Raw genomic sequence first — 23,715 nt, forward strand, 5'->3', positions numbered from 1 at the left:
ACATGTATCAGCCATTTTATTCTATAATGAGGCTCTCATAAGGAGTTGCCATGCACAATGTGATTCTTGCTCTTGCAAAACAGGCGATCCAAGACGGTTTGGAGCACACTTCGACGATTGATACCAACGCACTTCTCGCACAATTTCCCGAATTTTCAAAGCCCAAAGCGACCTTTGTAACGCTCACGCTTGACCGCCAACTTCGCGGCTGTATCGGCTCGCTTGTCGCGCATCGCCCTTTTTTAGACGACCTCATACATAATGCCAAGGCCGCAGCATTTGATGACCCTCGTTTTTACCCGCTAAGCCCCAAAGAGTTTTTACATGTAAAGATCGAAGTCTCCCTTTTGAGCGCGCCTGAAGCGGTTGCGTACCGTGACGTTGAAGAGTTGAAGTCGAAAATTTGCGTGGGAGAAGATGGCATCATCTTGCAAAAAGGGACGCGAAAAGCGACCTTTTTACCCCAAGTGTGGGAGCAACTGCCCAGTTTTGAGCTCTTTTTTTCACACCTGTGTCAAAAAGCGGGACTGGAAGCGGGGTGTTTGGAGAGTCATCCCGATATTTGGCGTTACAAGGTTGAAAAGGTAAAATAATGACCTACTTTAAAGCGGAAGGTTCTCGTCTGGTGTGCTTGCTCTGCGCGCATTATTGCCGTCTCAAAGAGGGACAAAGCGGCATCTGCGGCGTAAATAAAAACGTGCAAGGCGTCATCCAAAATCTCGTCTACGCTCATCCCGCGGCGTTACATGTAGACCCTGTGGAGAAAAAACCGCTCTACCACTTTTTACCGGGCACGAGGGCACTCTCTTTAGGAACGATCGGCTGTAATTTCAAGTGTCCGTTTTGCCAAAACTGGAGTATTTCTCAAGAAAAAACCTTACATGTAAAAGAGTTCATCACGCCTGAGCAGATCGTCGAGATGGCACTGCATTACGAATGTGCTTCCATCGCCTACACCTACAATGAACCGACCATCTTTTACCCCTATGCCCGTGACATCGCTCTTTTGGCGCACAAAAGGGGCATTAAAAACATCTTTGTGACCAACGGTTTTGAATCAAGTGAAGTGATCGATGATATGAAAGGTGTCATCGACGCGGTCAATGTCGATCTTAAGTCATTTAACCACGACTCCTACAAAAAAAATCTAGGCGGCAGCCTGGAGATCGTTTTGGAAAACCTCAAACATTTCAAGCAAAACGGCATCTGGGTCGAAGTTACCACTCTCGTCATTCCCAGCCAAAACGACTCCGATGAGGAGCTCTCTTCCATCGCTTCGTTTATCGCCAAAGAGTTAGGAGAGCAGACCCCGTGGCACATCAGCGCGTTTCACCCTGATTATCATGAGCTTTCACTGCCTACAACGCCCCTCCAAACGCTAGAGCGTGCGCAAAATCTTGGTAAAAAGGTCGGACTGAAACACATCTACATCGGCAATGCAAACTTTGAAAACCCAACACGGTGCGTTACATGTAACGCTGTTTTGATCAAGCGTCACCGCTTTGAAGTCACGGCAAACTCTTTGATCGAGGGATGCTGTCCAAAATGCCACACCAAACTCGCAGGAGTTTTTGATGACTAAACGAAAATCAGCCGTTGCCGGCATGTTTTACCCCGAAAGTTGCGCTGAAATCCAACGCTATATCGAGCACTTTAATCAAGCAGCCCTCAAGCCGACTTTCGACGTTTCGCCAAAAGCGCTTGTCGTGCCGCATGCGGGCTACATTTACAGTGGCTACACCGCCAATCTTGCCTACCGCTACGCCGCTTTAAAATGCCCCGACATCAAACGTGTCGTGGTCATCGGTCCTAGTCATCGCGTCTACATCGCAGGTGCTTCCGTCGCGTTGTACGAGGCGTATCACACGCCCTGCGGCGAGCTGGAAATCGACCTTACGTACACTCATACGCTCCAAAAAGAGTTTGCTTTTTTAGATTTTCACCCCAATGCACACGAAGAGCACTCCACCGAAGTGCAGATGCCCTTCATCCGTCACTACTTCAAACACGCCAAAGTCGTCGAAATCGTCTACGGCGACCTTGCGCATACGGAGCTTTCACGCCTCATCGACACCGTACTTCGCGAAGAGCAAACCTTGCTTGTCATTAGCACCGATTTAAGCCATTTTTACACGCAAGAACGCGCCAACGCGCTCGATCAAACGTGCATCGACGCTATTTCACAGCTTAGCCTCCAAAAACTCTCGCACGGCTGTGAAGCCTGTGGACTCACGGGCGTGAAAGCACTGGTGCAAAGTGCGCCAAACTTTGGACTTAAACCCTACTTTTTGGACTATCGCACCAGTTACGATCGCACCAAAGACGCAAGCCGTGTCGTCGGTTACGCTTCGTTTGTGTTGGGGTAATTACACTATCGGCACGTAAATCTCGGTGCGCAAGTTCTCAGGTTTCGTGCGTCTAGGGTCGCGGTTGAGGTACTTTTCAAACAAAGGTGCGTCTCGAAGCCCAACACCTTCACCAACCACCCAATCCATAATCTGCGCGTAGGTTAATTTGAGATTTTCATACGCACCTTTATGCAAAAACACCGCGCACTTTCCGCCCTCAAGCACTTTTTTGAAGACTTCGCCTTTAGGCTCGATGCTCTCATCTTCGCAAGTAATGCACGCGTCATAACGCAGTAAATTTTGCTCGACCAGACTCGGGTTATCGTGACCGACACCAAAGTGCATCGTCGCTTTGCCCATAATATTTTTTCCAAACTTCATCTTTTGCTCATACGCAAACGCCATCAAAACACTCCACGCCTCGCACGAAGAGGTTTCGTACGCTCCCGTTTTTCTCACGTAAAAAACACTCAAAGGTTTGAACTCGACAAACGTTGGTTTTAGCATCACCACTCCTTTTTTCGCTTTGAGCTGAGTCGCATACGCACGCGGACTCATGCCAAAACGGTTTTTGAACGCTTTAGAAAAAGAGGCGTTGGTCTCAAACCCACACGAGAGCGCTACATCGGTGATCTTAGGCTCAGTTTTGAGCTTCCACGCCGAATAAACCAGCCTTACCCGAGCGATAAAATCGCCGATGTTTTCACCCGTCACGGTTTTGAAGATGCGATGAAAATGGTACTTTGAAAACCCCGCTATACGTGAAAGCTCCTCAAGACTGAGCTCTTTGTCCGCATTTTGCTCGATGTAAAAAACAACTTTATACACCAAGCGAACGTAGTCTTCGCGGGTACTCTCTTTCATCTTGCCTCTTTTGCTTTGCGTTTGGAGTATTGTAGAAAAATCGGGGAATTAAAACTACTCCGATATTGCTAAGTTTTAGAAATTATTTTTTTAAAACCTTTGACGTCAACATCATATCCAAGTGATCGATAAAAAGAATGTGCACCTTCTCTACTAGATGAAGAAACCAACATTATATAGTGACAATTTTCAGCTAATGCCTTTTGCTCTAAAGCTCTAACAAGTTCTTTACCAATCCCTTGGCCTCTGAATTTTTTTGCGACCACCACATTTTCTATTACCATAAAAGGTTGACATTCTCCCACTAAATCAAAGCAAATAATCCCCATTGCTGAAGCTACAAATTCATTATTGACTGTAGCTCCTAGCACAACATAATTTTGATTTTGCATCATCAAATCTAAGCTTAATGACATTTTTTCAAGATTACTGAAAATACCAATAAACTCTTTAAATAAAATCGATAACTCTGGCAAATCTGCCTTCGTAACGTTTGCTATTGTCATCTCTTCCTCTCAATATGCTCTATCAACTCTTCGATTACATCAACATAATCCTGCGCATTTCCACTTGCTTTAGCCGCTAAAATGGCACCTTCAATGGTTGAGGTGATGAAAAGTGCAAGCTTCGTTGTATCGCACGGTTTCATCTCTTTAACTTCGATGGCTTTGTCCAAAATGGCTTTAATATTCGCGCGAAACGCTCCGTAGATGGACTTCATGAGCGTATTAAAATCTTCATCAATGTTGGACATCTCTTGGACGATGTTAGCGATGGGGCAGCCTCGTTTGAAATCTCGCACAGAGGTGTCATGCAACTGCTTGTAAAACTCCTCCAAAAAGCCGCTGGTGTAGGTTTCGACGTAGCGGTATTTGTCAGCATTCTTTTTGAGGATCGTCTCTTCGATGGCGGCTAAGGCCATCTCTTTTTTATTGGCAAAGAAGTGGTACATGGAGCCTTTGTGCACGCCCGCTTTGGCTAAAATGTCGGCAAGCGACGCACCTTGGTAACCGTGTGAAAAAACCTCGTCAAAGGTAGCGTTTATCAGCTTATCGCGTGTTGTTTCCATCGTATCGTCCTTATGTTTCTAACGTATTATAGCACAGTTCTTTGAGACTTGACTAATCGGTCAAATTTTGTTAGAATGCGTCTTGACTAAACGGTCAAGTTATCCAGTCGCGTTTAAACGCTCGTATCGACACCATCATTTTCAAAGGAAACATAATGCCATTGATTCAAACGATCAAACCCGAAGATGCCACGGGAGAATTGGCGGAACTTTACGGAAACATTACGGCGATGCGCGGGCGCGTGAGCAATTCGGCGCAAATTTTTAGCGCAAGCCCCGAACTGATCAAACAGCAAATGAGCTTTATCGAATACTACATGTTAAAACAAAAAAGTCTTTCGATGCCTTTGCTAGCTAGCATTCGTATGCTCATTTCCGATAAAAACAGTTGCAGCTACTGTGTCGATATGAACGCTTCCATTCTGATTAACATGTTAGGCTGGACGCCCAAAGAAGTCGAAGCGATGCGCGCCGATCCGCAAAATGCCAAGCTGGATGAAAAAGAAAAAGCGATGCTCCTTTTCGTTTTAAAAGCCGTTCGAACCCCACACGATGTGGAAGCCAAAGACGTCCAAGCCTTGCGCGATCTTGGCTACAGCGACGGTGAAATTTTGGATGCAACCAATCACGGTGCGCGTATGTCAGCCATCGACATTATCTTCGATGCCTTTAAAATCGAAAAAGATTTTTAGTCACGTTTGCCTTAAAAGTAACGGCTAATTAAGGTATAATACGCCTAATTCTTTTAAGGCATTTTTATTTATGATCAATAACGAAATTTTCTATCTTTTTGCCATTATCTCCGTCGGTTATATCTTAGGCAACGTCAAAATCAAAGGTTTTTCACTCGATGTGACCGCGATGCTTATCGTAGCACTCATCGCGGGGCATTACGGTATGGTTATTTCCGATGCGTTTCAGTATTTCGGTTTGGCGATTTTTATCTATGCGGTCGGGCTACAATCCGGTCCCGGTTTTTTTGACACGATCAAACACGAAGGTCTCAAACTCAATCTTTTAGCGGCACTTTTGCTCGTTGTTTTGTTTGTGATTATCTTCGCTACCGGACATTTTTTGCATATGCCCAAAACCATTATCGACGGTATTTTTACCGGTGCGTTGACTTCCGTTCCGGCATTGGCGGCGGCTTTGGAGATCAAGCATACGCCCGCAACGTCGGTTATGTTTGGTTTGGTGTACCCTTTCGGTATCGTCGCGACTGTTTTGTTTATACGCCTTTTGCCCGTTTTTTTCCGCGTTGATTTGCAAAAAGAGGTTGAAGCGTACGAAGCGGCGCAAAAGAGCCGGTTTCCCGATATTTTGACACGCAACTTTCGCATCACGAACGAAAATTTTAAAACCACGCAAATTAAAAAATCGCAAATCGAAGCCATGACTTCCACGGTGATCGAACGCATGAGCACCGAGAAAATCGATAGCACCGAAGACGACGACATTTTGCTTCGCTACGGCGACGTCATTCGCGTCTGCGGAACGGAAGAACAGCTTGGCAACCTTAGCATCGTTCTGGGAGAGAGTATCGGCGAAGAGCATGTTTTTGACGACAATATGATCGTTTTACGGCTTTTAACGACGTCCAAAGAGATCATCGGTAAAAAAATCGGTACGGTCAAAGAGCTTAAATCGCTTCGCGCGGTTATTACGAAGGTTCGACGTGCGGGTATCGACATCGCGGCTTATCCGAATTTGACGTTGCGCTTGGGTGATAAACTCCATGTCGTCGCTCCCGAGATGTACGCCGAAAAAGTAACGAAAATCATCGGTAACGACCTTTTAAAATACCCCGCGGCAGACTTTTTACCGATAGCCCTCGGCGTCGTCGTCGGCATTCTTTTGGGAAGCGTTCCGCTTGCGTTACCGTTTGTCGGAACGATTAAGCTCAGTTTCGTGGGCGGCATTTTGATTTCGGCATTGGTGCTCGGACGACTCGGGCGCGTCGGACCGATCGTGTGGAATCTCTCGCCGCACTCGACGTCGCTTTTGAAAACCTTGGGACAGTTGATCTTTATGGCAACGCTCGGTACGAATGCGGGTAAATACTTGGTCGAGTCTTTAGAAAATAACGGGTTTATCCCTATTTTGGTCGCATTGGGCGCATTGTTGGTCGCGCTTGCCGTGGTTGCGTTGATTTGCCGTGCGATTTTTAAAATGAACTTTATCGATATTTTGGGACTTCTCTCCGGAGCGATGACCTCGACGCCGACCTTAACGATGGCGAACAACATTACCAAAACCGATTATCCCTCCATCGCATATGCCGCCGTCTATCCTTTAGGGCTGGTCTTGGTTATCGTCTTGGCGCAATTGGGTATGAAGATGATGTAACATGCAGATGAACGTCCTCACGCACAACCATTGGCTCAACCACTATGTTTTAAACAAAGAATTGAGTCTGCTTGCAGGGATTTCATCGAACGCTTATCGTTATTGGAAAGGCGTGGAAGCGGCAAAATTCGACGATGCTCGGGTTGTTTTTTTACGTAAAGAGAGCATCTTGCCCAAATATCGATCTATCGTTGCCAAATGTACCGATCTTAGCGGTATGGTGCAATCTCAAGCCTTTTGCAAATACACGGGGCTAGCTCCCTCACACCTTATCGAAGGCAACAACTCTTGCATCTACAAAGCACTCAATATCATCGACGTTTGCGATATTAAATTCGTCAATCTCAAAAAATTTTACGATGATTTGAACTTGGATTACGGCTACCACATTTATATCGAAAAATGCCGCTATTTCGGACCCTCGCCCTTGGAAAAAAAGATTCAGCTTAGTAGTGGAATTTGTGTAGGATACTATTAAGGATGTAACGCAAAAATCACGTTGCTTGCGTTATAATACCACTCGATAAAACGCAAAAGGGGCAAGGATGTTTGGTTCAAAACGAATCGCAGAGCTGGAAAGCGAAAACCAACGCTTAAAACAAGAACTTCAAACCGCACGTCAAGAGGTTGAAACGTACCGTCTTGCACAACACGATCTTCAAACGACGTCGCTTAACGAGTCGGTAGACACGAGCAAAGAAGAGCTTCTTTCTATTTTACTCGGAAGTTACGAAGACGGTATGAATTTTTTACAAAATACCATTGAAGAAAGCCTGACGATGCTCGGCGAAATCAACACGCTGAACGATGCTTCGATGCTCGGCGGTCAAAACGTCGAGAAACAAACCCAAGAGATTTTAACGTCGATGGAAAAAATCCAACTTCTCACGCAAAACTTTACGCGTGACGTGGAAAATCTCTCAAGTAGCGTTTCGGCGATTAGCGATATTATCAATTTGATTAAAGATATTTCCGATCAAACCAATCTTCTTGCACTCAATGCCGCGATCGAAGCCGCACGGGCGGGAGAACACGGACGCGGATTTGCCGTCGTTGCCGATGAGGTACGAAAACTGGCGGAGCGCACGCAAAAAGCGACTTTGGAAGTCGAGTCGAATATCAGCATTTTGAAACAAAACACCAACTCTATGGCAGATACGAGTGAAACGTTCCAAACCGAATCACGCGCTTCTATGGCGATTTTGGATAAATTTTCCGTCGAAATTCAAACGGTGCTTTCCAATTCGACGAGCATTACCAATAAATGCGACAACGTCACCAACGAAATTTCCGTCAGTAACGGTAAAATCGACCATATTTTACTCAAACTCAGAGGCTACAATGCCGCATTAAAGCGTCAAAATACCGACATTATGGGACACACGTCATGCCGCTTCGGCAAATGGTTTACAAACGTGCAACAGTTACTCAATACCAACATCGTTCATGAAGTGGGCGATCACCATATGCGTGTACACGAAGGGCTTAAAAAAGCCGTTGAAATTTTTGCGACAAAAAACAGTACGTCCGAGGGTATCGAAGCGTTTAAAGCAGTTGAAAAATCAAGTAAAATCGGCTTTGAAAAACTCATTGAAGCGTTTAAGGCGATTCGTAAATCGTAAAAAAGAAGGATTAATGGCTTGACATGTCAAGCCATTAATCCTCAAATAAGCACAAAATCGTTATACTTCCAGTTCTTTCAAAAATAGAGAGGTGTCCGAGCGGTTGAAGGAGCACGCCTGGAACGCGTGTGTGGGGCAACTCACCGAGGGTTCGAATCCCTTCCTCTCTGCCAGTATATCCTCAAACCCCCATAAATAGCCACTTTCAAGAGATTTTAGATTTTAATAATTTAAAGTGTCCAACTTTTTGTCCAACACCTGTCCAACACAACACAAAATACCTTTATAAAAGAAATAATGTTTATTACTTTAGTAAGAAAATTCATAACATTCCTTACAAAATCTCTTTAAAAAGTAACAATTTAGAATATTGTATAATCCTAAGAGATAAAATTTTAAAGAATTTAAATATGCAAAAACAAGAAGAAACAATAGAAATTATTTTACAAAAATTACAAGAAAAACAAGAAAATTGCATAAAACTACAAGATGAGATAAATTCATTACAAGAAGAAAAAGAAATAAAAAAAGAAAAATTGCAAGAGATACAAACACTTTTAATACGGGGGAAAAATGCAAAAGAAAAAAAAGAACTACTAATTAAAACATTAGATTTGGCTCAAGAAAATAAAACATTAAAAAAAGACTATCAACATGAAGCAGCAATTAATCAATTATCTCAAAAAATGGATTTTTTGCTTAAAACAAATGAGTTAAAATTTATAAATTTTGAAACATTATATAATGAATTTTTGGAAAAGAAAAAAGCAGACGACGATGTGGGGATTGAAAGTTATCAAAGCTATCAAGGTACTTTTAATTTTACAAAAAAGTTTTTTGAAAATAAAAATTTAAATGAGTTAAATTACAAAAATCAAGATGATTTAAAAATCTATTTGCAAAATACAGAAAGTGAAAGCAAGGGAAAACTATTAAGTAAAGTTACTTTAAATAATCACATTCAAACACTTTCAAGTTTTTTTCATTTTGGTGAAGATAGAGAGCTTTTAGACAAGAATTTTTTAAAAAATATCAAACAATTCAAAGAAGAAAAAGTTGAAAAAGACAACTTTACAGATGAACAACTTTTAAAAATTTTAGCAATAGATAAAGACAAATTTTATTCTTTTAATAAGCAAAGACAAAAAACATTTAACTACTACAATTTATTCAAAATTGCTATTTATAGTGGTTGTAGAATATCAGAAATTCTCAAACTAAAAAAAGAGAATGTAGAAACAGATAGATTTATTGTTAAAGATGCAAAAACAGAGAATGGTAATAGAACAGTTCCAATTCACCCACTTTTGAAAAAAAGGGATTTTACTGACTTGATAGATAATTTAAAAGTAAAATACAGAAATGAAAAAGAAGAAAAAGAAATAATAAATTATCACACTAAAAATTCCAACAAAATTCTAAAAAAATTAGATATTAGTTTACTAGAAAAACAAACTTTTCACACTTTAAGGAGTACATTTATACAAAAGCTTGTAAATAAAGATATTAGTAAAAAAACATTGGTACAAATGATGGTGGGACATTCTATCCCAGATGAAGACAAATTAACATTACAAACATATGCAAAAAAAATCAATTTTGAAATTTATAAAGAATTGATGGAACAATTTGAATTAAAATAAGTCAAATTTGAGCATTTTTTAGCCCTTAAATGGAATGATTTTGTAAAAATTGTATAAATGTAGGGATTTGCAAAAAACAATAGAAAAAGAGCTATTTAGAGTTGTAAAGTAGATTCTACTCTTATAACTAATTTTTGTATATAAAATAATAACTATTTTATTATATAGTAATAATACTACTCTTTAAAACTACTCTCTATTAAACATATTAGTTATAAATTAGAATACCTTGTATTCTAATTTATAACACAACTTGTTAGTATATTTACGCAGTAAATTACTAACAAGTTACACTATCCAATAAACTTTAAAATAGTTATTATTTTTATTAGTAGTACACTTAAGTATATATAATATATAGTAGTTAGTAATAATATTCTTAGAAACTATCAAGTATTGAGAAATATACAACACTTAAAAACTTGTGCTTGACCACAAGTTTTTAAGACCCTTTTGAAAAATGGGCGAAGCCCTTTCTCTTTAGAGCAAGAACAAAATAGGTATGTTGTAAACTTTAGATTTTCAAAATAAATGTTTCAAAAATATAATGTACTAGAAGTTTCTTATATTTTTTACACATTCTTGTTTTGTTAGCTAGAACTTAAAATATAGTAAATATATGAGAAATATACAATATACTAAGAAACTAATATACATTGAGAAATATATTTTCAAATAAGAATTTTTGAAATAAATATAGTTATTGTCAAGTCAGAATTATTACACGTATTAAAATTTGGGCTCAGCCCTAGGTGGTGGAGGGTACCTCTCAGCCCAAAAAAATTAGAGAGAAGTTAAGTTGAAGTATAATGCTCCCCCTGAATTCCCTGCACCCCCTCATTCAGAAAATGGGGTTTTTAGCCTAGTTTTTTTAAAACTGTACTTTGAGTGGGATTTCTTAAAAAAGTGTCTAAAAAGGGCTATAAAACCCCTTTATTTACTTAATTTCAAGGTCGTTACCATCCCTCTCTCCTTTTTTTTCAATTTTTTCGTGTAGAGCTTGAAAAAGTTCAAGGTTAAACTTGTTTCTTTCTTCTTGGTCCATAGCTATTTTTTTAGCCAATTCTTTGGCTTCCTCAAAATCTTCTTCCTCTAGCATTTTTCTTTCTTTTAAAATTAAAAGGAAATCTTCGTCCAAGTTTTCCAATATTTTAAAAAATAGTTTTATTAAAATCATAGTAACTCCTTAAATTAATTTAAACTTAATTATAACTTAAATTTTTATAAAATGCTATTTTTTCACAAAATTTGTGAACTATGCTCTAAAGAGGGCTAGCCCCTCTTTTAAACGGAGCGAGAGCGACAACCAGCGAAGCGGTTATATATACAATCACAAATAACTCAAGAAAGAATGATAATATCATCCTAATTTGCGTTATTTTATCTATCTATATTTTTGTTTTTTGAGCTCATTTTTGAGGCTTGTAATTGATTATTTAAATTGGCAATAATTGTATTTTGTTCAGATAATTTTTTATTCAAATTCTCATTTTCTTGTTTCTCAATTTTTAGTTCTTGTCTCAAAATATTGTTTGCAGCTTCACCCCTTTTCACATCATTTTTTAAGTTTTCATTTTCTTCATTTATATCATTATTTTCAAATTTTTCTAGCAATTTTATAGCTTCTTTTTTAATTTCTAATAACTCCAAATTTTCTTTTTTTAACATATCAATTTGTAATTTTTGTTCATCAAATTTTTTAATTTTCTCTTTGTCACTTTTGGGTACAAGGTCAAATTTTAGGGCTTTTAAGACCTCTTTTTTAATGTTTTGTTTTAGAAGATTGGTATCTAATTTATTGCTAAAAATGCCTTTTTCTGTAGAGCTATGAATAACATTTTTTACACTAGTATCTAAATAATTATTTATATCTTTTATTACTTCTTTCTTACTTGAAATATAATATTTTCTCTCAAGGTGGTCCTTCCCCTTGACCTCTTTTTTTTCACCCCTCACAAAATCAAGACCACATTTTTTAAAGCATTCTGCAGCCAAATCTTGAAACTTTGCAAAATCATCTTTTTTGAGAGTTCTTAATACACTTTTTTCTTTTTCAAAATCAAAATTATAAAAGCATAAGTGGGCATGAAAATTGTGTATATTGTCTGCCCCATTTTTATACCCCTCATCACCATGGAAAGCATAGAAAATATTGGTAAAACCATACCTTTTTGATATTTCTTCCATTGTCATTTTTAAGGCATTATTTAATTTTTCATAACCATCTTTTTCTTTTAAAATTTTTTCTGTTTCTTCCCTTGACAATGCACATACAAATTCCACAATAGTGTTTTCTTTTGCTTGTGCTTTTGTGTTTTTTTTAGCCAAAATGTGGGCTTTTTGGCTAGATAAATCTTCAAATTTTTCAAATTCATAGTTAAAATTTTTGTAATTTGAATATTGAAGCTTGTAAGTTACATTACTTATTCTAAAGTCGTGTTCATAAATGTGTTTGTAGTCATTTGATTTGTAGTATTTTGCGTGTAGTGAAATGTAGTTGCTCATATAAATCCTTTTTAGTTATATGAGCTTAATTAGTTGTTTTTAAATTTTTTTATGAGTTTATTGGTTTTATTGTTTAGCATACTTAGCACCCCACAAGGGGGATGCGTATGCAAGGGTTACACCCTTAACCCCTTTTAACTATGTAGAATTATTTATATTTTACTGCTGTACCTGTATAAAAATACTTTACATTTGAATTAACAGTTTTATCATTTTTATTAAATACATTTGTCTCAGTATAAACATTTGTAGAAGTAACTAATTGAAAATTCACAATTGCATTTGCATCCATTTCTTGAGCTTGTTCCAGACATTTAACAATAGCTATATGTTGATTATTTGCTGAACCCTCAACCATACCCAATGCAATATAATTTCTTCCAATGTCAGATGTATTAAAAAGTGGGATTTTTTTAGATAGTTCATTTCTTCTTGCTTTTGCATTTGAAATATCAATTGCTTGTGATACAATTGAAACTATCCATAGAAGTACACCACCTAGTATAATTTGAAGAACTATTGGTATCTTATCAAAATAACCAAAATAACCAAGAGCAGCATATGCCAAAACTAAAACTATCATACTGTTTATAATCATGTATCTTCCTCTTTTAATTTCTATAAAATATTAACTTAAAATTATTATTATTTCAATAGTATTAAATATTCATTAATTGTGGGTAAAATAGGCTATGTCAATTTTAAAAAAACAAGGAATAAACTATGAAGAAAAAGAACTAAAAAAGCTAGTAAATAGCTTACTTATAGGAGTTTTGAAGAATTTAGAAAAAAGTTTAAAAGTGGCGGGTAGAAGTAGTGAGTATGTAAGGGTTACACCCCCTAATTCCTTTTGAGGTTGAAGATGAAAAATGCTTTATCCTCTTGCTACTATTGCATTATCTAGGTTAGTTTTGATAATATCAAAAAACTCTTTATTAAAAGTTGTAAGAGCCTCACTTTCACCACTTGATGTTTGAAGAATTAAAATATATTTAGTTCTTTTTTTATAAAAAAATTTTGCTATTAAGGCAAGAACAATCCCTAATATTAAAAAATTTATTAAAGTTGCTAGTTTTGTCAAAATCAAACCAATCATAGATATGAGGAAAATAAATAAAATTAAAGTTCTAACAAAATCACTATTAGTTACTATAAAAGAAGATGCTTTTATACTTGTAATACCATTCAATAAATATGTTTGATTTCCATTTATAAATCTTATATTAGTTATTTTAAAATGACCATTATCAAAAAATACCTTTTCTTCCATAAATTACCTCTAATAATTTTAGATTGTATTGTACTACAAAATGAATAGAACTTAAATTTCTTTTCAATGAAAATTTTAAGTGTCCAACTATTTGTCCAACATTTTTATGTTATAATTTAATCAAAAAAGGAATAAGATGTTAGCAAATCCCCCAATTAAGGGGTTTTGTGGATATAATAAATTTTGGCAAATTTTCCCTTCCTCTCTGCCATTTCTTCCTACAAGAGAGTTCAAATCCCATCAAATAAAATATTGAAACACCTATAAATAGGCGATTTAAAGCTTTTATTCCTCTGAATTAAATTGATGTTATTTAATTAAAAATAAGATTTTTTACAGTAGTTTTTACAGTATAATAAACACTGTCTATAGTATCTCAAAAAACTACTGTAAAAAAGGTGTTAACAATGCCTAAAAAAGTTCTACCACTCACAGATATTGAATTAAGGAAAGCTAAGCCACAAAGTAAATCTTATCGCCTCACAGACGGTGGCGGTCTTTATTACATTTAAAGGAGAGCATAGTGAAAACTATCCTATTGGGGTTACTAAGTCTAAGTGCGTTGATACTTCTAACGGGTTGTGGCGAGGAAGCGAAAACCAAAGAGTATTACTCTCAACACATAGACGAAGCGGAAAAAAGAGTTGCGGAATGCGAGAAGTTGGAGAAATACAATGAAATCCAACAACTTGATTGCAGAAATGCAAAACGCGCAATCGAATTTAATCCTAACGCAAAAAATCCGTTTGACACCCACAACGACCCTAAGTCGTTTGCAAAATTACCGGGAGCGAAATAGTGAAAACTATCCTATTGGGGTTACTAAGTCTAAGTGCGTTAATACTTCTAACGGGTTGTGGCGAAGACGCGAAAACCAAAGAGTATTACGATGCACATTTAGAAGAAGCAAAAATCAGGGTACAAGAGTGCAAAAAATTGGAGAAATCCAATGAAATGCAAGAACGTGAATGTCAAAATGCACAACAAGCTATTTTTGATAATAAACAAAATAGAAAAAACATTTACGACACAAACGAAAATATGCAAGATTTCGTTAGAAAGCCAACAGAAAACCCTTACAAACAATAAAAACAATAATTTAACCCTAGAAAGAGTAAAATTTTTAGTAAAATATTTACTCTTTCTTTTTCTTTTTTCTTCCCCTCTTTTTGCGATTGAAAGTAGCACAAGTGTACTAAAAATAATAGATAGCGGATTACAATCGTGGATACCGACCGTTAAGTCTGCATCTTTATGGGTTTTTACCGCACTGACTCTTATTAATTGGGTGTGGTCTTTCGGTCTTATGGCTCTAAGCGGGTTAGGCATAGTGTTCAATGCCTATCAATTCATACTCTTCTTGAGTGAGTTCTCGACCAAGTATGCTTTTTTTCAATGTTTCATCATAGCTTATCAAATATGCTTTTTTATTGGGGTAAACAATATAATTACCACCATTGGGTAATTCATCTGCATGTAAAATAACGTCTTTACCCTCTTTGTGTAGCTTCAAAGAAAGCCCCTCAAACGCTTTACCGCTTAATACTTCATCTAAAAGTTCTTCATTCATTTTTTGCTCCTTACATGTAAAGGTAAACAACACCCCAAGAGGTTTTAGACTTTTCATTGTGCTATAATAATGACACCTAAAATTTTATCGAGCAAAATGCTTTCTTGTGGTCATCACAAGTTATATTATAGCGTTAGAAACTTTCAAAACAGACAATCGCTTTTTGTAAAATTATTGACATGTAAGCAAAAGGAGTTCACAATGGCAAAAGTAATTTTTCCCGAAGTACACAGCTTTGAGGAGAGCGTAGCAATCCTCAATAAGTATAAAAACCAACTCACAAAAGAGCAATATGACAGCATTAAATCAAACATTGGTACTCATTCGATTGAAGATATTTACTTAAACGAGAGAGATATTAAAATGTTGGTTGATATGTGTGTTCATCATCTAAGCTCTGAAGAGGCTATTCAAAGAGCGAGAGAGAGGGGCGAATTTTGAACATTTATTTATTACAGTAGTTTTTACAGTATGTTTTTTAAATATTTTATTTTTATCCCATAAAATAGAGATTTTCAAATCCCTTCCTCGCCATTTCTTTCAAAAATTCTTTTTCAATTCATCGTTTGATTGTTAGATTTCCCCTTTTTGCGTACTATTTTAATGCTGACATGTAAAGATTTTTCGTAGAAATTTTTTCACGCACATTCGTTACAAAAAGCGATATACTTAAGACTTTCAAACCATACGATACACAAGAAGTCTTATGAATTATATCGGCTCGAAATACAAATTATCCTCTTTTTTGAAAAAGACCATTACAGATGTCCTCGGTTGCGACTTATCCCAAAAAGTGTTTTGCGATCTTTTTGCGGGTACGGGAATCGTGGGAAGAAGCTTCAAAAATGACGTCAAGCAGATCATTAGTAACGATCGCGAAGCGTACAGTTTTGTGCTAAACAAGCATTACATCGAAAATTGCGAAACGATTGCCGAGCAAGACGCGTTGATCGAAGAGCTTAATGCCCTTGAACCTATCGATACCGGGTTTATTTACACCCATTATTGCATAGGAAGCGAAAGCGGTAGACGCTACTTCAGCGATGAAAACGGTCAGAAAATCGATGCGATACGCACGCAAATCGAAGCATGGAAAACCGCGGGCACGATCAACGACGCGGCATACTACTTTTTAATCGCCTCTCTCATCGAAAGTGCCGATAAAATAGCCAATACCGCGTCCATTTACGGCTCTTTTTTAAAAGAACTCAAAAAACCCGCCGCACGGAAGTTGGTTCTTGCTCCCGCCGATTGCGAGCTTGGCATCAGCTCTCACGTCGTTTATCAAAAAGACGCTAACGTGCTTATCAAAGAGATCAAAGGCGATATTTTATACCTTGATCCGCCTTACAATCACCGAGACTACGGAGCGAATTACCACCTGCTCAATACGATTGCCCTATACGATACGTTTACGCCCGAAGGCATTAGCGGGTTACGCGCCTACCAGAAAAGTAGCTATTGTAAGAAAAAAGAGGTTTTTCGTGCATTTGAAGAGTTGATTAAACAGGCTCGATTTTCTTCGATTTTTTTGAGCTATAACGACGAAGGGCTTATGAACGCCATCGACATCCGCAAAATCATGTCAAAATACGGCCGTTATCACTTAGAAAAAAAAGCGTATCGTCGTTTTAAAGCCGACAAAACGGAAAATAGAAATCACAAAGCCGACACGACGTACGAGTATTTACATATTTTGGAGAAAGCGTATTAAAGAGGTGAGGGTGTTTCATTTTTAAGCCAAATCGTAAAAATATTCTTTCCCTTGTCGTGTTTGTACTCTAACTTCATACCGTGTAGGCGAATGACATGCCATGTGATAAAAAGCCCAAAGCCAAGGCCGCGCGAGCTTTTTTGCTTTTTCCCTTCTAAAAAATAGGGTTTTGCGTAGTCTTCGAGTGCACATTCCAAAGCAGGTGCTTCGTTGCTGACGGAGATGCATTTTGTATCGTTGTAAAGCGTGACATGGGCATCTTTGGAGTAGGTAACGCCGTTGTCGAGCAGGTTTTTCAGTGCAACGCCGAAAAGTTCAAAATCGACGTTTAGATCGATCGGCAAAAGCTCACATGTGATATGTTCTTTCTTATCGGCTAAAAGATCCAAGGCAAAATCGACGATATCTTCGACGTGATAGGCTTTGATGTCGAGTTTTAGCTCATCGGCGCTGAGTTTTTCGATACGCGAAAACTCTTCCAAAAGAGCTTCTTGGCGTTTAAAAACGTTTTGCAAAATTGAAGCGTAGGTCGTATCTTCGAGCATTTCCGCCGCCAATTTTCCTTTTGTAATCGGCGTTTTGAGTTCGTGCATAATGTTGCGTAAAAAGAGTTGTCTTGAATCGCGTAAGGACTTGATTTTGGTAACGGCCGCGTCAAATTCGTTCGCCAAAGCGGCGATTTCGTCGCGTTTTTTACTTTTACATGTGATGTCGTAATGCCCGTTTGCGAAGCGTTTGATCTGTTCGCGCAAATTTTTGAGCGGCAGAAGGCTTCGGATGATGCCGATGTAGAGTATCACGACAAACGCCAGTGCTAAAAGCGGAAAAACGATACGCGGCAAAATCTCTTTTTTAAAAGGTGCTTCTAAAACGATAGGCGGCATATCGCGGTTGAGCAAGATCGTATAAATATGCATACCGTAAGGCACGCAATCGACTCCGTAGCGAAAACGCTCTTCCATCCGTTTCATCGGAAAAGGTTTGGGCGGACGAGGGCGGTCGAGAATTTTGTCTTTGAGCATTTCGTCGGTGACGAGTGAAAAGCCCATCTCTTCCAATTTACCAAAATCGAGGTTTTGCGTTTGTCGATCAAAAGCGGCACGCAAGGCGACATGAGAGTAATCGACGACGGTTTGCACGTCGCGTAGGGTTTCGTAACGTGCGACAACGAAAAAAATAGCACTCATGCCCGCAAGTGCGAGCGCGAAAATCAGCGTTATGCGAACCAGAAGCGAGTGGTACCACTTCATGCTTGGAGCCTATAGCCGATTCCTCGGACGGAGTGGATGAGTTTGGGCTCTTTAGAGCTCTCACAAAGTTTGGTGCGAATACGGCTAATCAGTACGTCGAGGCTTCGGCTTTCGTTCTCTTCGTTGAGGCTTGGAGTACTGCCCAAGAGTTCGGCTCTTGAAACCACACAGTTGTTTTTTTTGATTAGGTACGCAAGCACGTCGTACTCGGCGGGTGTGAGCGTTAAGGGTGCGTTGCGAAAGAAAATCGTGTGGCTCTCTTCTTTGAGATTTAGCTCGGACGTTTCGGACTCGTTGGTACTTTGAAGACTTTTTTTGTACCGTCTTAAAACGCTCATGATGCGCGCGTAAAGCTCTTTAGGCTCGTAGGGTTTAGGCAAATAGTCGTCGGCTCCGAGTTCCAAGCCGATAATTTTATCTTCCAAATCGCTGCGCGCGGAAGAGATGATAATAGGAATATTGCTTTTGGCACGGACTTCTTTGCAAATCTCAAGTCCGTCGAGTCCGGGAAGCGAGAGGTCTAAAATCAGTAAATCGTATTTGCCGATGCTTAAAGCACTAATCCCTAAATACGGATCGTCGTAATTGGTAACGTTGATATTGTAACGTTTTAAAAACGTACACAAAATATCGGCCAGCTCGACATCGTCTTCGATCATCAGTAAATTGGGTTGCATCGTCGTATCCTCGAAGAATTGTTTGATTCATCATACCTTTAGAGTTTGAACGATTTGTTAATGCAAAAACCGCCGATGACCTTATCGGCATCTTGAGTATCGACGATAAAGGTATAAACCTCAAACGTCACGACGAGACCTTCTTGCGTCGAAAGTTCAAGCGTATGGTTAAAGCGGTTTTCAAAAAAACTCAAGCGATCGATATCGTCGATCGTATCGGCTGTTTTAGCGTCGAAAAGTTCGTGCGCGGTTTTGGACTGCCATGTTTTAAATCCGAGGAATTTTTGAAAAGTGCGGTTGAGGTAAAGATACGGACCTTGGCGATTTTTGATAAATGCCAAAACGGGGAGCTGTTCAAAAAAGGCGGCGTAACGTTCATTTTCAAGCGTTGTGTTTTGAAGTGCCGCTTTTTCATAGGTGATCTCTTTGAGCGTACCCACCATACGAATTGCTTGGTTGCGTTTGTCGCGAATCGCTTTGGCTTTAACGCGAACCCATTGCAGCGGATCGCTTTGACGAATGCGGTGTTCGATGCTAAAAATATCGCTTTTGCCGTCAAGATGCGCTTTAAGACGCTCATTGACGACGGCCATATCTTTGGTGTGCACCAAATTGAGCCATGACGAAAGCGTCGAGGGCGTTTCATTGGGCGCATAACCCATGATGTGCTTCCATTTGGGTGAAAAAAAGACGCTCTCCGTTTGAATATCCCAATCCCAAAAAGCCTCGTCGTTCCCCTCTAATGCAAGTTCCAAACGCTCTTTTTGGTGCAAAAGGTTTTCTTTGTTTTTTTGAAACGAAGAGATATCGACGATAATACCGCTGTAACCGATAGGCGTATTTTCTGAACCGAACAGGGTTGAAAACGAGATCTGAACGCTTTTGCGTACGTCGTTGTCGAACGTCAGCTCTGTGGTGACGCTTCCTTTTTTTGGAAAGGTTTCGATATGGGCTAACGCCTCTTTCGCATGCGCACCGAAAGCTTGCGCAAATGCTTTGTTGCAAACGCTCTGAGATTCTTTTTTGTAAAAGGAAGGAAGTGCTAACGTATAAAAAACAAGATCGTTTTCATACGAAACGGAGGGCTTTTGAGTGCGTTTTACACGTTGAGACGATGTCATGAAAAAAAAGACTATACTTAAAAGAACGGCTAAGGCAAGAAAAGTCGGTAAGCTCATCGTTTCTCTTTTGTGATCGCTGGTATGCTTAAAAAGCAAAGTTTTTCATGCCGCTTGAAGTTTAAGCGGCATGAAAATCGTGTTTATTTTAACAGTTCTTTTTCCCGTACGATAAACGGAACGCCTTTAATACCCGCTCCGAAATATTTTGCTTTGAGTTCATCGATATGAGCGACTTCTTTATCGCTAATTTTTTGGTCGTATTTGACCGATTCGTCGTAATATTTTTTCAAGATTTTAATCTTTTCGGCATCGCTTTTAACTTTGGACGTTTCGTTGTAAATCAAGACGGATTTTTCCAACGAGCTTCTCTCATGCACCGGCGTGAAGATTAAACGAAGGTTATGCGTCGTTAAACGTTGTTCGATTTGAGCGAGTTCTTGACGACAATAAGGGCACTCCGGATCGGTAAAAACGACGAGGGTGTCTTTTTTCGGATCGTTACCGAGTGCAACGATATTTTTCTTATCCTCTTTTTGGTACAAAGGAGAGAGTTTCTTTTGAAGCTCTGCCATTTCCATCATCTCTTTAATGCTTCCGCCTTGTTTGATGCTAATGACATCGGGGAAAATAAGATCTTCTTTGGTGAAAATGCTCAATTTTTGAGAACGTTTTCCGTCGCTTAGGTTCAGCGTCACAAAATCCATTCCGTCGATGCCGTCGACTTTTTGGCGGGAAACCACTTCGATGGTAATGTTGGGGACTTGAATCGTTGATTTGAAATGTTCAACGATTTCGGCATCGGTTGCGGCAAAAAGGGATGAGGTAAAGAGCGCAACGAGCCATAAAAGATGTTTTTTCATTCATTTTCCTTATGATTTGCAGTTTGTAAACTGCATGAAATGTTAGGTATTGTACAATAATTTTTATCATATTTTGTTAACAAAAGGTCAACGAATGGCTGAGAACGCCGATAAAACGCAACTAATTCGTGACATTGAGACGCTGATCGAGTCCGATCCGAATGCGCCGATTGCGTCTTTTGCGATGCTTGAATTTTTGGAGATCGACGATTTGGCGTCGATCAAAGAAAACCTTCTCCGCTCCAAGTCCAACCGTTCGCACGAAAATGAACAATGGTTTAACGAGCTATGCAAAAAGTAAGTTTCGAGGTACAACGATGAAACAAGTTTGGCCCTATCTCAATGAGTTGAAAGAGCGTCGCATTGCGGCAGTTTACATGTTAAACAATCTCGTCGAGTTGGCTTACGAGGTTGAAGGGCGTACGAAAAGCGTTACGTTTTCTTTTGAGACCGAAGGCGGTGCAATGGGCTATATAGAGTCGTTTTACTGCGACACTATCCCTTTGCCGCCGTCTAAGGTTTTGCATCCGCTTAGCGGAACGTTTCACGTCCTTAAAGAGTGCCGCCTGTACGTTAGTGAGAGCGGTTGGGAACATTTTGAAGAGTTGGAACTCGTTACCGATCAAGGAAACTATCTGCTCTTTTTCGACACTGCGGACAACAAAGAGCATTATGCCGCGATGCAAAAAGGCAAATCACCGACCTTGCCCTTAGCAACGCCGAAGGAAGTTTTTTTGCCGCAAGAGCTTTTTAACGTGGACGATTTTCGCGAAAATCTTGCGTTTGCCCTAAAAGCGCACGGTGAACAGAAAACGCCCCACGGGTTGCCGTATGTGATGCATCTTTTAAGCGTGACGGCAGAGGTCATCAACGCCTTTTCGCGAGAGCCTTTGAGCTACGACGAGCATAACGTAGCGATCGCGTGTGCGCTTTTACACGACGTGAACGAAGATACGCCGATTTGCATTACGAAAGAGAGTCCGATCGCCGGACATAAAGAAGTCATCGCTAAAGGCGTATACGCGCTGACGAAAGATAAAAACCTGCCTTCCAAAGAGGCACAAATGCGCAAGAGCCTCGATCAATTGAAAAAACGTCAAAACTGCGTTGCTTTGGTGAAACTTGCCGATCGCATCGTCAATCTCGGTGAGCCTCCAAAACATTGGAATAGCTGTAAAAAACGTACTTATCTCGAAGAAGCGAAACTCATTTTAGCCGAGTTGGGGTATGCGCATGCCTACTTAGCTTCGAAACTTCAGGATAAGATTCAGGCATATTCGTTTTACATGTAAGCATGCTACGGAACTAAAAATGCTTAGCGTACGCAAAAACGAAAGGATACGCTATGCGTGTTTGGATCACTTACGTCAAATATGCCCCTGAGATTATCGCTTTGATCGCAACTTGTATCGTGCTTGCGCGTTAAACGTTTTTAGAGCATCGCTACGTCAAAGAGAAGAATCCGCGAGGATTGAGTCGCTTTGATTTCGTACGTTTTATCCTCGGTAATCTGCACTTCGTCTCGCGCTTCCATCAAAACGCCTTCGATTTCAACGCTTCCCTCGACGATAAAAACGAGCCTGCCGCGATTGGGTTCCGATGAAGGAAGAAGAAGGGTTTTTCCCTCGTTAAGTTGTGCCGTCTTGATCAAGGCATCTTGACGAATCGCAATGGAGTGATCTTTACCGTTGGGTGAAACCAGCGTTAACCAGCGATCGGGACGTATGTCGTTTCGAAAATCGCGTTGCGCGTAAAGAGGTTGAGCTCCTTTTCGATCGGGTTGAATCCAGATTTGAATAAGGCCGCTTTGCCTTTTCCGGAAGCAAATTCGGAGTGTAAAACACCGCTCCCCGCACTCATATACTGAATTTCGCCCGCATGAATTTCGCCGCGGTTTCCCTCCGAGTCTTGATGAATAAGAACGCCTTGCGTCACGATGGAGACGATCTCCATATCGCGATGCGGGTGCATACTAAAGCCTTGTCCGGCTTCAATGATGTCGTCGTTGATGACGCGAAGCACGCCAAATCCCATGCGTGCTGGGTCGTAATATTCCGCAAAGGAAAAGCTAAAACGGCTGTGAAGCCAACCATGCTCCGCTTTGCCTCTTTGGTTGGCTTTGTGAATCGTAAATGCCATGGTTGACTCCTTTACATGTAAACTATTGTGACACGCTTTTAAAGCAAAGCTTTAAAAATGACGCTACGCCGCTACGGCACTCAAGCTAGCCTCTTTCGAGGCAGAAAAATACTTACGGTGTTGCAAGAATGCTAGCAAAAAACTATTTTTGCAAAATACCTTCTAACGCGACGTCGATTTTAACCTCTTCGCCTACGATGACGCCGCCCGTTTCAAGGGCTTTGTTCCATGTGATGCCAAAGTCTGATCGGTTGATTTTACCGCTAAGACCAAGTCCTACGCGTTTGTTGCCGTAAAGATCGGTTGCGGCTCCGCCGTTTTCGTAAGCTAACACAACGGGTTTGGTCACCCCTTTCATCGTGAGTTTGCCGTAGGCTTTGTCGCCTTTGATTTCATCGAGCGTAAAGCTAATCGTCGGATATTTGGCAACGTCGAAAAGATCGGCGGAGCGGAGGTGATCGTCTCTGTCTTTGATACCGGTATCGATGGTTGCCGCTTGAATCGTTCCGTTGAGCGATTGAAGCGTTTTGCTAGCTTCATCGTAAACGAAGCTTCCGTTAAATGTTGCAAAATTCCCCTTAACCGTTGAGATCATCGCGTGTTTGACGCTAAAGTCCGTACTGGAATGGCTAGGGTCGACGTTGTAATTTCCGGCAAAGAGGGCAGTGCCTGCCAAGAAAGAGCTTGCGAGTAAGGTTTTGATTTTCATAAGGGTTC

At 39.8% G+C, this 23,715-nt stretch carries 29 protein-coding genes and 1 tRNA gene; 15 read left to right on the forward strand and 15 right to left on the reverse strand.

Features of this window, described 5'->3' with window-relative positions:
- Window positions 1-50: 50 nt before the first annotated feature.
- From amrA to amrB, 3 genes are read left to right on the forward strand one after another with little or no spacing between them, the layout of a single operon-like run.
- A complete protein-coding gene (gene amrA, locus UCH003_RS01335) occupies window positions 51-593 on the forward strand; it encodes an AmmeMemoRadiSam system protein A (RefSeq protein WP_060825123.1) in 543 nt (180 codons plus the stop codon).
- Complete coding sequence (gene amrS / locus UCH003_RS01340) at window positions 593-1,582, forward strand: AmmeMemoRadiSam system radical SAM enzyme (RefSeq protein WP_060825124.1); 990 nt, start codon at window positions 593-595, stop codon at window positions 1,580-1,582. The genes amrA and amrS overlap by 1 nt, the downstream gene beginning before the upstream one ends.
- Window positions 1,575-2,366, forward strand: coding sequence for an AmmeMemoRadiSam system protein B (gene amrB / locus UCH003_RS01345; RefSeq protein ID WP_060825125.1), 792 nt, complete (start codon window positions 1,575-1,577; stop codon window positions 2,364-2,366). The genes amrS and amrB overlap by 8 nt, the downstream gene beginning before the upstream one ends.
- Here amrB and UCH003_RS01350 read toward each other — a convergent pair whose 3' ends face one another.
- The 3 genes from UCH003_RS01350 to UCH003_RS01360 all read right to left on the reverse strand — a co-directional run bounded on the left by UCH003_RS01350 (window position 2,367) and on the right by UCH003_RS01360 (window position 4,281).
- Window positions 2,367-3,212: an AraC family transcriptional regulator gene (locus tag UCH003_RS01350; protein WP_060825126.1), complete on the reverse strand. Its 846-nt coding sequence runs from the start codon at window positions 3,210-3,212 to the stop codon at window positions 2,367-2,369.
- A 68-nt stretch (window positions 3,213-3,280) separates the two neighbouring features.
- Entirely contained in the window at window positions 3,281-3,718 is a 438-nt protein-coding gene (locus UCH003_RS01355; RefSeq protein WP_060825127.1) for a GNAT family N-acetyltransferase, read from the reverse strand.
- The gene (locus UCH003_RS01360) at window positions 3,715-4,281 is read right to left on the reverse strand and encodes a TetR/AcrR family transcriptional regulator (RefSeq protein ID WP_060825128.1); all 567 of its coding nucleotides are present in this window, start codon (window positions 4,279-4,281) and stop codon (window positions 3,715-3,717) included. The genes UCH003_RS01355 and UCH003_RS01360 overlap by 4 nt, the downstream gene beginning before the upstream one ends.
- A 155-nt stretch (window positions 4,282-4,436) precedes the next feature.
- Between UCH003_RS01360 and UCH003_RS01365 the strand changes: the two genes are divergently transcribed.
- The 6 genes from UCH003_RS01365 to UCH003_RS01390 all read left to right on the forward strand — a co-directional run bounded on the left by UCH003_RS01365 (window position 4,437) and on the right by UCH003_RS01390 (window position 9,892).
- Window positions 4,437-4,973 (forward strand): carboxymuconolactone decarboxylase family protein, encoded by a 537-nt coding sequence (locus UCH003_RS01365; protein WP_060825129.1) that lies wholly within the window; start codon window positions 4,437-4,439, stop codon window positions 4,971-4,973.
- Between the two features lie 70 nt (window positions 4,974-5,043).
- Window positions 5,044-6,627, forward strand: coding sequence for an aspartate:alanine exchanger family transporter (locus UCH003_RS01370; protein ID WP_041963086.1), 1,584 nt, complete (start codon window positions 5,044-5,046; stop codon window positions 6,625-6,627).
- Between the two features lies 1 nt (window position 6,628).
- Window positions 6,629-7,105: a hypothetical protein gene (locus tag UCH003_RS01375; protein WP_041963085.1), complete on the forward strand. Its 477-nt coding sequence runs from the start codon at window positions 6,629-6,631 to the stop codon at window positions 7,103-7,105.
- A gap of 67 nt (window positions 7,106-7,172) precedes the next feature.
- Window positions 7,173-8,249: a methyl-accepting chemotaxis protein gene (locus UCH003_RS01380; RefSeq protein ID WP_060825130.1), complete on the forward strand. Its 1,077-nt coding sequence runs from the start codon at window positions 7,173-7,175 to the stop codon at window positions 8,247-8,249.
- Between the two features lie 85 nt (window positions 8,250-8,334).
- Window positions 8,335-8,422: transfer RNA gene (locus UCH003_RS01385), tRNA-Ser, on the forward strand.
- Between the two features lie 237 nt (window positions 8,423-8,659).
- A complete protein-coding gene (locus UCH003_RS01390) occupies window positions 8,660-9,892 on the forward strand; it encodes a tyrosine-type recombinase/integrase (protein ID WP_060825131.1) in 1,233 nt (410 codons plus the stop codon).
- 937 nt (window positions 9,893-10,829) lie between these two features.
- Here UCH003_RS01390 and UCH003_RS01395 read toward each other — a convergent pair.
- The 4 genes from UCH003_RS01395 to UCH003_RS01410 all read right to left on the reverse strand — a co-directional run bounded on the left by UCH003_RS01395 (window position 10,830) and on the right by UCH003_RS01410 (window position 13,667).
- A complete protein-coding gene (locus UCH003_RS01395; RefSeq protein ID WP_060825132.1) occupies window positions 10,830-11,069 on the reverse strand; it encodes a hypothetical protein in 240 nt (79 codons plus the stop codon).
- Window positions 11,070-11,272: 203 nt separating this feature from the next.
- Complete coding sequence (locus UCH003_RS01400; protein WP_060825133.1) at window positions 11,273-12,397, reverse strand: hypothetical protein; 1,125 nt, start codon at window positions 12,395-12,397, stop codon at window positions 11,273-11,275.
- A 148-nt stretch (window positions 12,398-12,545) separates the two neighbouring features.
- Window positions 12,546-12,995: a hypothetical protein gene (locus tag UCH003_RS01405; protein ID WP_060825134.1), complete on the reverse strand. Its 450-nt coding sequence runs from the start codon at window positions 12,993-12,995 to the stop codon at window positions 12,546-12,548.
- 276 nt (window positions 12,996-13,271) lie between these two features.
- Entirely contained in the window at window positions 13,272-13,667 is a 396-nt protein-coding gene (locus UCH003_RS01410; RefSeq protein ID WP_060825135.1) for a DUF6232 family protein, read from the reverse strand.
- A gap of 523 nt (window positions 13,668-14,190) precedes the next feature.
- Here UCH003_RS01410 and UCH003_RS01415 point away from each other — a divergent pair.
- Window positions 14,191-14,466: an EexN family lipoprotein gene (locus tag UCH003_RS01415; RefSeq protein ID WP_231964792.1), complete on the forward strand. Its 276-nt coding sequence runs from the start codon at window positions 14,191-14,193 to the stop codon at window positions 14,464-14,466.
- On the forward strand, window positions 14,466-14,756 hold the full coding sequence (locus tag UCH003_RS01420) for an EexN family lipoprotein (RefSeq protein WP_060825137.1): 291 nt from the start codon (window positions 14,466-14,468) through the stop codon (window positions 14,754-14,756). Before UCH003_RS01415 ends, UCH003_RS01420 begins: the two co-directional genes overlap by 1 nt.
- 232 nt (window positions 14,757-14,988) lie before the next feature.
- Here UCH003_RS01420 and UCH003_RS13670 read toward each other — a convergent pair whose 3' ends face one another.
- Complete coding sequence (locus tag UCH003_RS13670; protein WP_060825138.1) at window positions 14,989-15,237, reverse strand: hypothetical protein; 249 nt, start codon at window positions 15,235-15,237, stop codon at window positions 14,989-14,991.
- Between the two features lie 201 nt (window positions 15,238-15,438).
- Here UCH003_RS13670 and UCH003_RS01430 point away from each other — a divergent pair, with 201 nt between their 5' ends.
- Both UCH003_RS01430 and UCH003_RS01435 read left to right on the forward strand, forming a co-directional pair.
- The gene (locus UCH003_RS01430; protein WP_060825139.1) at window positions 15,439-15,678 is read left to right on the forward strand and encodes a hypothetical protein; all 240 of its coding nucleotides are present in this window, start codon (window positions 15,439-15,441) and stop codon (window positions 15,676-15,678) included.
- Between the two features lie 265 nt (window positions 15,679-15,943).
- Window positions 15,944-16,951: a DNA adenine methylase gene (locus UCH003_RS01435; RefSeq protein WP_060825140.1), complete on the forward strand. Its 1,008-nt coding sequence runs from the start codon at window positions 15,944-15,946 to the stop codon at window positions 16,949-16,951.
- On the opposite strand, the gene UCH003_RS01440 is transcribed toward UCH003_RS01435, so the two are convergent.
- The 4 genes from UCH003_RS01440 to UCH003_RS01455 all read right to left on the reverse strand — a co-directional run bounded on the left by UCH003_RS01440 (window position 16,948) and on the right by UCH003_RS01455 (window position 20,859).
- Window positions 16,948-18,201, reverse strand: coding sequence for an ArsS family sensor histidine kinase (locus UCH003_RS01440; protein ID WP_060825141.1), 1,254 nt, complete (start codon window positions 18,199-18,201; stop codon window positions 16,948-16,950). The genes UCH003_RS01435 and UCH003_RS01440 overlap by 4 nt on opposite strands.
- A complete protein-coding gene (locus tag UCH003_RS01445) occupies window positions 18,198-18,878 on the reverse strand; it encodes a response regulator transcription factor (protein WP_060825142.1) in 681 nt (226 codons plus the stop codon). The genes UCH003_RS01440 and UCH003_RS01445 overlap by 4 nt, the downstream gene beginning before the upstream one ends.
- A 38-nt stretch (window positions 18,879-18,916) precedes the next feature.
- Window positions 18,917-20,056 carry a PAS domain-containing protein gene (locus UCH003_RS01450; protein WP_060825143.1) on the reverse strand — a complete coding sequence of 380 codons (1,140 nt, stop codon included), beginning with the start codon at window positions 20,054-20,056 and terminating at the stop codon, window positions 18,917-18,919.
- 83 nt (window positions 20,057-20,139) lie between these two features.
- Complete coding sequence (locus UCH003_RS01455; RefSeq protein ID WP_060825144.1) at window positions 20,140-20,859, reverse strand: thioredoxin domain-containing protein; 720 nt, start codon at window positions 20,857-20,859, stop codon at window positions 20,140-20,142.
- A gap of 94 nt (window positions 20,860-20,953) precedes the next feature.
- On the opposite strand from UCH003_RS01455, the gene UCH003_RS01460 reads away from it, so the two are divergent.
- Window positions 20,954-21,160 carry a hypothetical protein gene (locus UCH003_RS01460; protein ID WP_039673819.1) on the forward strand — a complete coding sequence of 69 codons (207 nt, stop codon included), beginning with the start codon at window positions 20,954-20,956 and terminating at the stop codon, window positions 21,158-21,160.
- Between the two features lie 16 nt (window positions 21,161-21,176).
- Window positions 21,177-22,151, forward strand: coding sequence for an HD domain-containing protein (locus UCH003_RS01465; protein ID WP_060825145.1), 975 nt, complete (start codon window positions 21,177-21,179; stop codon window positions 22,149-22,151).
- A 140-nt stretch (window positions 22,152-22,291) separates the two neighbouring features.
- Here UCH003_RS01465 and UCH003_RS13760 read toward each other — a convergent pair whose 3' ends face one another.
- From UCH003_RS13760 to UCH003_RS01475, 3 genes are all read right to left on the reverse strand, one after another.
- Window positions 22,292-22,510, reverse strand: coding sequence for a hypothetical protein (locus UCH003_RS13760; RefSeq protein ID WP_231964793.1), 219 nt, complete (start codon window positions 22,508-22,510; stop codon window positions 22,292-22,294).
- A gap of 53 nt (window positions 22,511-22,563) precedes the next feature.
- Window positions 22,564-22,998, reverse strand: coding sequence for a pirin family protein (locus UCH003_RS13765; RefSeq protein ID WP_231964794.1), 435 nt, complete (start codon window positions 22,996-22,998; stop codon window positions 22,564-22,566).
- 142 nt (window positions 22,999-23,140) lie between these two features.
- A complete protein-coding gene (locus tag UCH003_RS01475; protein ID WP_060825146.1) occupies window positions 23,141-23,707 on the reverse strand; it encodes a YceI family protein in 567 nt (188 codons plus the stop codon).
- Between the last annotated feature and the right edge of the window lie 8 nt (window positions 23,708-23,715).

The organism is Sulfurospirillum cavolei, from assembly GCF_001548055.1.
In the GTDB taxonomy this organism is placed as follows: domain Bacteria; phylum Campylobacterota; class Campylobacteria; order Campylobacterales; family Sulfurospirillaceae; genus Sulfurospirillum.

Bases quoted from the DNA above. Each gene is read 5' to 3' on its own strand.
- UCH003_RS01440 (WP_060825141.1), bottom strand. From the start codon at position 18,201: ATGAAGTGGTACCACTCGCTTCTGGTTCGCATAACGCTGATTTTCGCG.
- amrS (WP_060825124.1), top strand. From the start codon at position 593: ATGACCTACTTTAAAGCGGAAGGTTCTCGTCTGGTGTGCTTGCTCTGC.
- UCH003_RS01375 (WP_041963085.1), top strand. From the start codon at position 6,629: ATGCAGATGAACGTCCTCACGCACAACCATTGGCTCAACCACTATGTT.
- UCH003_RS01450 (WP_060825143.1), bottom strand. From the start codon at position 20,056: ATGAGCTTACCGACTTTTCTTGCCTTAGCCGTTCTTTTAAGTATAGTC.
- UCH003_RS01360 (WP_060825128.1), bottom strand. From the start codon at position 4,281: ATGGAAACAACACGCGATAAGCTGATAAACGCTACCTTTGACGAGGTT.
- UCH003_RS01465 (WP_060825145.1), top strand. From the start codon at position 21,177: ATGAAACAAGTTTGGCCCTATCTCAATGAGTTGAAAGAGCGTCGCATT.
- amrB (WP_060825125.1), top strand. From the start codon at position 1,575: ATGACTAAACGAAAATCAGCCGTTGCCGGCATGTTTTACCCCGAAAGT.
- UCH003_RS01400 (WP_060825133.1), bottom strand. From the start codon at position 12,397: ATGAGCAACTACATTTCACTACACGCAAAATACTACAAATCAAATGAC.
- UCH003_RS01365 (WP_060825129.1), top strand. From the start codon at position 4,437: ATGCCATTGATTCAAACGATCAAACCCGAAGATGCCACGGGAGAATTG.
- UCH003_RS01430 (WP_060825139.1), top strand. From the start codon at position 15,439: ATGGCAAAAGTAATTTTTCCCGAAGTACACAGCTTTGAGGAGAGCGTA.
- UCH003_RS01445 (WP_060825142.1), bottom strand. From the start codon at position 18,878: ATGCAACCCAATTTACTGATGATCGAAGACGATGTCGAGCTGGCCGAT.
- UCH003_RS01390 (WP_060825131.1), top strand. From the start codon at position 8,660: ATGCAAAAACAAGAAGAAACAATAGAAATTATTTTACAAAAATTACAA.
- UCH003_RS01355 (WP_060825127.1), bottom strand. From the start codon at position 3,718: ATGACAATAGCAAACGTTACGAAGGCAGATTTGCCAGAGTTATCGATT.
- UCH003_RS01350 (WP_060825126.1), bottom strand. From the start codon at position 3,212: ATGAAAGAGAGTACCCGCGAAGACTACGTTCGCTTGGTGTATAAAGTT.
- UCH003_RS13670 (WP_060825138.1), bottom strand. From the start codon at position 15,237: ATGAATGAAGAACTTTTAGATGAAGTATTAAGCGGTAAAGCGTTTGAG.
- UCH003_RS01370 (WP_041963086.1), top strand. From the start codon at position 5,044: ATGATCAATAACGAAATTTTCTATCTTTTTGCCATTATCTCCGTCGGT.
- UCH003_RS01395 (WP_060825132.1), bottom strand. From the start codon at position 11,069: ATGATTTTAATAAAACTATTTTTTAAAATATTGGAAAACTTGGACGAA.
- amrA (WP_060825123.1), top strand. From the start codon at position 51: ATGCACAATGTGATTCTTGCTCTTGCAAAACAGGCGATCCAAGACGGT.
- UCH003_RS01435 (WP_060825140.1), top strand. From the start codon at position 15,944: ATGAATTATATCGGCTCGAAATACAAATTATCCTCTTTTTTGAAAAAG.
- UCH003_RS01405 (WP_060825134.1), bottom strand. From the start codon at position 12,995: ATGATTATAAACAGTATGATAGTTTTAGTTTTGGCATATGCTGCTCTT.
- UCH003_RS01410 (WP_060825135.1), bottom strand. From the start codon at position 13,667: ATGGAAGAAAAGGTATTTTTTGATAATGGTCATTTTAAAATAACTAAT.
- UCH003_RS01475 (WP_060825146.1), bottom strand. From the start codon at position 23,707: ATGAAAATCAAAACCTTACTCGCAAGCTCTTTCTTGGCAGGCACTGCC.
- UCH003_RS01460 (WP_039673819.1), top strand. From the start codon at position 20,954: ATGGCTGAGAACGCCGATAAAACGCAACTAATTCGTGACATTGAGACG.
- UCH003_RS01455 (WP_060825144.1), bottom strand. From the start codon at position 20,859: ATGAAAAAACATCTTTTATGGCTCGTTGCGCTCTTTACCTCATCCCTT.
- UCH003_RS13765 (WP_231964794.1), bottom strand. From the start codon at position 22,998: ATGGCATTTACGATTCACAAAGCCAACCAAAGAGGCAAAGCGGAGCAT.
- UCH003_RS01380 (WP_060825130.1), top strand. From the start codon at position 7,173: ATGTTTGGTTCAAAACGAATCGCAGAGCTGGAAAGCGAAAACCAACGC.